Source organism: Neobacillus sedimentimangrovi, from assembly GCF_010614825.1.
GTDB lineage: Bacteria > Bacillota > Bacilli > Bacillales > Cytobacillaceae > Neobacillus > Neobacillus thermocopriae.
In genome coordinates this window covers 1-5,932 of record NZ_JAAFZF010000080.1, presented here as the reverse complement: position 1 = coordinate 5,932, position 5,932 = coordinate 1, and the positions used below count along the sequence as shown (strand labels likewise).

The following is a 5,932-nucleotide window of genomic DNA, read 5'->3' as shown; positions in this document are numbered from 1 at the left end:
AGTCATGATGAACACAGAAAACGTAGTACCTCACTTGAGGGAGGAAGCGGTGAATCCCGTGGGAGACCTCTTGGAGGGTGGAGTGACCACTGGCATAAAGAGAACAGCTATTCACGGAAGTTATAAAGACTTGCGTCAATTATCTTAATTGAACCGCCGTATACGGAACCGTACGTACGGTGGTGTGAGAGGACGGGAGTTAATCGCTCCCTCCTACTCGATTTTACTGTTTAGAAGGAATGAGGGGAAAAGGATGGGAATAATTGTCCAAAAGTTTGGTGGGACTTCTGTCGGAACCATTGAAAGAATCTTAAATGTAGCCGAACGGATTCGTGAAGAGAAGGAAAGAGGAAACGAAGTAGTGGTAGTTGTCTCAGCGATGGGGAAAACAACCGACCAACTTGTCAATATGGCTAAGCAAATCTCTCAGCAGCCGAATAAGAGGGAAATGGATATGCTGTTATCAACAGGGGAGCAGGTTACGATTTCATTATTAGCTATGGCGTTAAATCAAATGAATCTGCCGGCTGTTTCTTTTACCGGCTGGCAAGCGGGTATATTGACGGAGGCAGTTCATGGTAATGCAAGAATTTCTAATATTAATACAGAAGCAATCCAAAAACAGCTATCTGAAGGGACCATTGTTATTGTTGCAGGTTTCCAAGGGATCACTGAGGATGGCGAAATTACAACATTAGGACGCGGAGGTTCAGATACGACGGCTGTCGCCTTGGCAGCCGCATTAAAGGCTGAAAAATGCGATATTTATACAGATGTTCCGGGGGTATTCACAACCGATCCAAGATATGTGAAGAATGCTCGCAAATTACTGTCTGTATCATATGATGAAATGCTCGAATTGGCTAATCTAGGTGCCGGAGTCCTTCATCCAAGGGCGGTAGAGTTTGCGAAAAATTACAATGTTCGTCTAGAAGTCCGTTCTAGTATGGAGAAGGTTGATGGAACGGTAATTGAGGGGGAAGCAAAAATGGAACAAAATTTAGTAGTACGCGGAGTAGCATTTGAAGATGAAATCACGAAAGTAACCGTATTGGGGCTACGTAATAATTTAACAAGCCTTTCTACAATTTTTACAACACTGGCTCAACATCATATCAATGTGGACATCATTATCCAAAGCACAACAGAGGACGGAACAACGAATTTATCCTTCTCGATCCATACGAATGACTGGATGGAAACACTAAATGTTCTTGAGAACAATAAAGATTATCTTGGTTATGAACAGCTTGACGCCGAAAATAAGCTAGCAAAAGTTTCCATCGTTGGCTCAGGTATGATTTCCAACCCAGGTGTTGCAGCTAAAATGTTCGAAGTTTTAGCTGAACAAGGAATCCTAGTCAAAATGGTTAGTACCTCAGAAATCAAAGTTTCCGCAGTGGTTGAAGACAAAAACATGCTAAATGCTGTACAAGCCCTACACGAAGCATTTGAACTTGGTCAGCATCAATAATGAAAAAGGTGTCAAGGCAATAGAGCCTGACACCTTTTTATAATTTTTCCCATTTTACAGTAAATAGGACTTTGTTTGATTTTTTTACGGGGTGTTCAAATGTTTCGGCGGTGACTCCTTTTTGTTGTTGGATTTGTTGGGCTAAGAAGCCAGCTTCGAGTTGGAAGTAGTTTTCGGCTTTCGATTTGACTCGAGATACGATAAGTGGACTGGATAGTTCGAAGTCCATTTCATTTTTCTTTTCATTCTTCAATTCCAAGTGACCCCACGAAGCTTTAGCAAAAAAATCAATGATTTCATTATATCCTTCTAATGGGTATTTTCGTGCGAGCTGTTTGCCAGCCCAGTAAAGAATTTCAGGAGTATCTTGACCTAAAATCTCAGGTAGGAGTGTTTCTCTGATTAGTTGATAACCAAAGATTGAAATACTTCTTGGTTCCAATTCATGGACATTTTGTTCAACAACTGTACTTTCTTTCACATGTTTCCCCTCTTTCTACCATTCTATTATATACAAATTGAGTCCCTTTTCAGTATCATTTTCCTCAGAATCCGATAAAACATAGAAGGGAATTTCACTATTTTTCAAAACCTATTCTTATTTTTTATAATAATCATCATTTTCCTAAAAGGAATAAATAACTACCGTAAGATGTTGGAATTTCTCATATAAAATTAAAGCGTTTTCAATATATGAGAATATAAACTCTTTTCTATTATAATATCAATATATTTAAAAAATTTTATTTTTTATAATGTATTTATGTATCCGTTTCCTTGACGCTCCATGTTGATGGGAGTAAAATGAACTTGTCACATAATTGTCACAGTGATGCTAAGTTATTTTTAAGAGAACTTAACATCATTTTTTAATTCAAAAGGGGGTAAAGCAATGGCGGGGAATCGCGAATTTTTTAACCGGAGGCTGCATTCGCTGCTTGGAGTCATTCCTATTGGGGTTTTCCTGACTCAGCATCTGATTGTGAACCATTTTGCAACTAGAGGGCCGGGAGCCTTCGAGGAAGCAGCCGAATTTATGGGCAATCTACCATTCCGAATTGTTCTGGAAACTGTAATTATTTATTTACCATTGTTGTTTCATGCAATCTATGGACTGTATATTGCTTTTACTGCAACAAACAATGTAAGTAGATTTGGATATTTTAGAAACTGGATGTTCTTGCTTCAAAGAGTATCAGGCATTATTACTTTAATTTTCATTGCTTGGCATGTATGGCAGACAAGGGTTGCAGCAGCATTTGGAGCGCATGTGAATTACCAAATGATGCATGATATTCTTTCCAACCCATTGATGATGGTGTTTTATATTGTTGGGGTTTTATCAGCTATTTTTCATTTTGCGAACGGTTTATGGTCATTCTTTGTAAGTTGGGGAATTACACAATCTCCTCGTTCTCAAGTAATTTCTACATATTTTACAATTGGGGTATTTGTTGCATTATCAATTGTTGGACTTCGTGCATTGTTTGCGTTTGTTTGATTTTAAAGTTTATTAATGAGAATGGAAAAATATTGGAGTTAGGATTAGGGAGTGAGTCACGATGAGTAAAGGTAAGGTGATCGTAGTCGGTGGCGGTTTAGCCGGCTTGATGGCAACAATTAAAGTTGCGGAAGCGGGAACACCTGTTGAGTTATTTTCTCTTGTTCCTGTTAAGCGCTCTCACTCTGTTTGTGCCCAAGGCGGTATTAATGGAGCAGTAAATACAAAAGGTGAAGGGGATTCTCCTTGGATTCACTTTGATGATACCATCTATGGTGGAGACTTCTTGGCCAACCAGCCACCGGTTAAAGCAATGTGTGAAGCGGCACCTGGTATTATAAATTTATTTGACCGTATGGGGGTAATGTTTAACCGTACTCCTGAAGGTCTTTTGGATTTCCGTCGCTTTGGCGGTACACAGCACCACCGTACAGCATTTGCAGGTGCAACGACTGGTCAGCAATTACTGTATGCATTGGACGAGCAGGTTCGCCGTCATGAAGTTGCTGGATTGGTTACTAAATATGAAGGTTGGGAATTCCTTGGAGCCGTCCTTGATGATGAGGGAATATGCCGCGGGATTGTTGCCCAAGACTTAAAAACCATGGAAATAAAATCATTCGCCGCTGATGCAGTAATTATGGCAACTGGCGGACCTGGAATTATCTTCGGTAAATCTACCAACTCAGTAATTAACACTGGTTCTGCAGCCTCTATTGTTTATCAACAAGGAGCTTATTATGCAAACGGGGAAATGATTCAGATCCACCCAACTGCCATCCCTGGGGATGACAAACTTCGTTTAATGAGTGAGTCGGCTCGCGGTGAAGGTGGACGTGTATGGACGTACAAAGATGGTAAGCCATGGTATTTCCTTGAGGAAAAATATCCTGCATATGGTAACCTTGTACCAAGGGATATTGCAACGCGTGAAATTTTCAGTGTCTGTGTGGACATGAAACTTGGTATCAACGGTGAAAACATGGTATATCTCGATCTTTCCCATAAAGATCCAAAAGAATTGGACATCAAACTGGGAGGAATTATCGAGATTTATGAAAAATTCATGGGAGAAGACCCTCGTAAAGTTCCGATGAAAATCTTCCCTGCTGTACACTATTCCATGGGCGGTCTATGGGTTGACTATGATCAAATGACGAATATTCCAGGTTTATTTGCTGCTGGTGAATGTGATTATTCACAACACGGTGCGAACCGCTTAGGTGCAAATTCCCTGCTTTCTGCGGTATACGGCGGTATGGTAGCTGGACCGAATGCGGTTAGATATATTAAAGGACTTGAGAAGAGCTCTGATGCTATTTCATCAACTTTATTTGACCGTCATGTAAAAGAACAGGAAGAAAAATGGAATGCCATTTTGTCAATGGATGGTAATGAAAATGCTTATCTCCTTCATAAAGAACTTGGCGAATGGATGACCGACAATGTTACTGTTGTACGTTATAATGACAAACTGTTAAAAACAGATGAAAAGATTCAAGAGCTTTTAGAGCGTTATCAAAATATTAATATTCATGATACCGCTAAATGGAGTAACCAAGGAGCAACCTTTACACGTCAGTTATTTAATATGCTTCAATTGGCACGTGTTATTACACTTGGTGCTTACAATCGTAATGAGAGCCGCGGTGCACACTATAAACCTGAATTCCCTGAACGTAATGACGAGGAATTCTTAAAAACAACAATGGCTAAATTTGTGGATGCTAAATCTGCTCCGGCATTCCATTATGAAGATGTCGATATTTCCTTAATTAAGCCTCGTAAGCGCGATTATACAAAGAAGAAAGGGGAGTAGGAAAGAATGGCAGAAACTAAAACAGTGAAATTTATTATCCAGCGTCAAGACACTCCGGATTCTGCACCATATACGGAAGAATTTGAAATCCCATATCGTCCGAATATGAACGTGATTTCGGCGCTAATGGAAATTCGTAAAAATCCGGTCAATGCCAAAGGACAAGCTACTACCCCTGTTATTTGGGAAATGAACTGTCTTGAAGAGGTGTGCGGTGCTTGTTCCATGGTCATTAACGGAAAGCCGCGTCAATCCTGTTCAGCATTAATTGATCAATTAGAGCAACCAATTCGTTTAGAGCCAATGCGTACTTTCCCAGTTGTTCGCGATTTGGTGGTTGACCGTAGCAGAATGTTTGATGCATTGAAAAAAGTAAAAGCATGGATTCCGATTGATGGTACTTATGATTTAGGACCTGGTCCGCGTATGCCGGAGAAAAAACGTCAATGGGCTTATGAACTTTCCAAGTGTATGACTTGTGGTGTATGCCTTGAGGCATGTCCAAACGTAAACAGCAAATCAAACTTTATCGGACCACAGCCATTATCACAAGTTCGCTTGTTCAATGCGCATCCAACTGGTGCGATGAATAAGGCAGAGCGTTTAGAGACAATCATGGGAGATGGAGGACTTGCTAACTGCGGTAACTCACAAAACTGTGTTCAATCTTGCCCGAAAGGTATTCCATTAACTACCTCCATTGCAGCATTAAACAGAGATACAACCATTCAAGCATTCAGAAACTTCTTCGGAAGCGACCGAGATTAAATATAAATTGGTTTGAGAGGAAAAACCTTCTTTTCTATTATGGAAAAGAAGGTTTTTTGTGTGCGCCCGGCATGGGTGTAATTTATAGGGTGAAAGTCCCGAGCTGCGAAGGCAGAAGTAGCAGTTAGCTTAACGCAAGGGTGTCCGTGGTGACGCGGAATCTGAAGGAAGCGAGCGGCAAACTTCCGATCTGAGGAACACGAACTTCATATGAGGCTAGGTATCACTGGGTGAGTTTGCACAACAAAACAAAGCCCTTTCTGCCGAAGGTGATACAGAGTAAATGAAGCAGATGGATGGAAGGAAAGATTACACTCTTACCCGGGGAGGTCTGATGGATACGTGAAGTACCCTTCATAACCTACTTAGT

Annotated in this window: 5 protein-coding genes; 4 read left to right on the top strand and 1 reads right to left on the bottom strand. The window is 40.6% G+C overall.

The features are described from left to right. Positions 1–253 precede the first annotated feature (253 nt). The gene (locus GZA11_RS15925; protein WP_163184375.1) at positions 254–1,474 is read left to right on the top strand and encodes an aspartate kinase; all 1,221 of its coding nucleotides are present in this window, start codon (positions 254–256) and stop codon (positions 1,472–1,474) included. Positions 1,475–1,511: 37 nt separating this feature from the next. Here the strand turns inward: GZA11_RS15925 and GZA11_RS15920 are convergent, their stop codons facing one another. Beyond that, the gene (locus GZA11_RS15920; protein ID WP_038536590.1) at positions 1,512–1,955 is read right to left on the bottom strand and encodes a YslB family protein; all 444 of its coding nucleotides are present in this window, start codon (positions 1,953–1,955) and stop codon (positions 1,512–1,514) included. A gap of 411 nt (positions 1,956–2,366) precedes the next feature. Between GZA11_RS15920 and GZA11_RS15915 the strand changes: the two genes are divergently transcribed. The 3 genes from GZA11_RS15915 to sdhB all read left to right on the top strand — a co-directional run bounded on the left by GZA11_RS15915 (position 2,367) and on the right by sdhB (position 5,562). Continuing rightward, positions 2,367–2,975, top strand: coding sequence for a succinate dehydrogenase cytochrome b558 subunit (locus tag GZA11_RS15915; protein WP_038536588.1), 609 nt, complete (start codon positions 2,367–2,369; stop codon positions 2,973–2,975). Between the two features lie 61 nt (positions 2,976–3,036). After that, entirely contained in the window at positions 3,037–4,794 is a 1,758-nt protein-coding gene (sdhA, locus tag GZA11_RS15910) for a succinate dehydrogenase flavoprotein subunit (RefSeq protein WP_038536586.1), read from the top strand. Positions 4,795–4,800: 6 nt separating this feature from the next. Next, entirely contained in the window at positions 4,801–5,562 is a 762-nt protein-coding gene (gene sdhB / locus GZA11_RS15905) for a succinate dehydrogenase iron-sulfur subunit (protein ID WP_163184374.1), read from the top strand. The last annotated feature ends 370 nt before the right edge of the window (positions 5,563–5,932 follow it).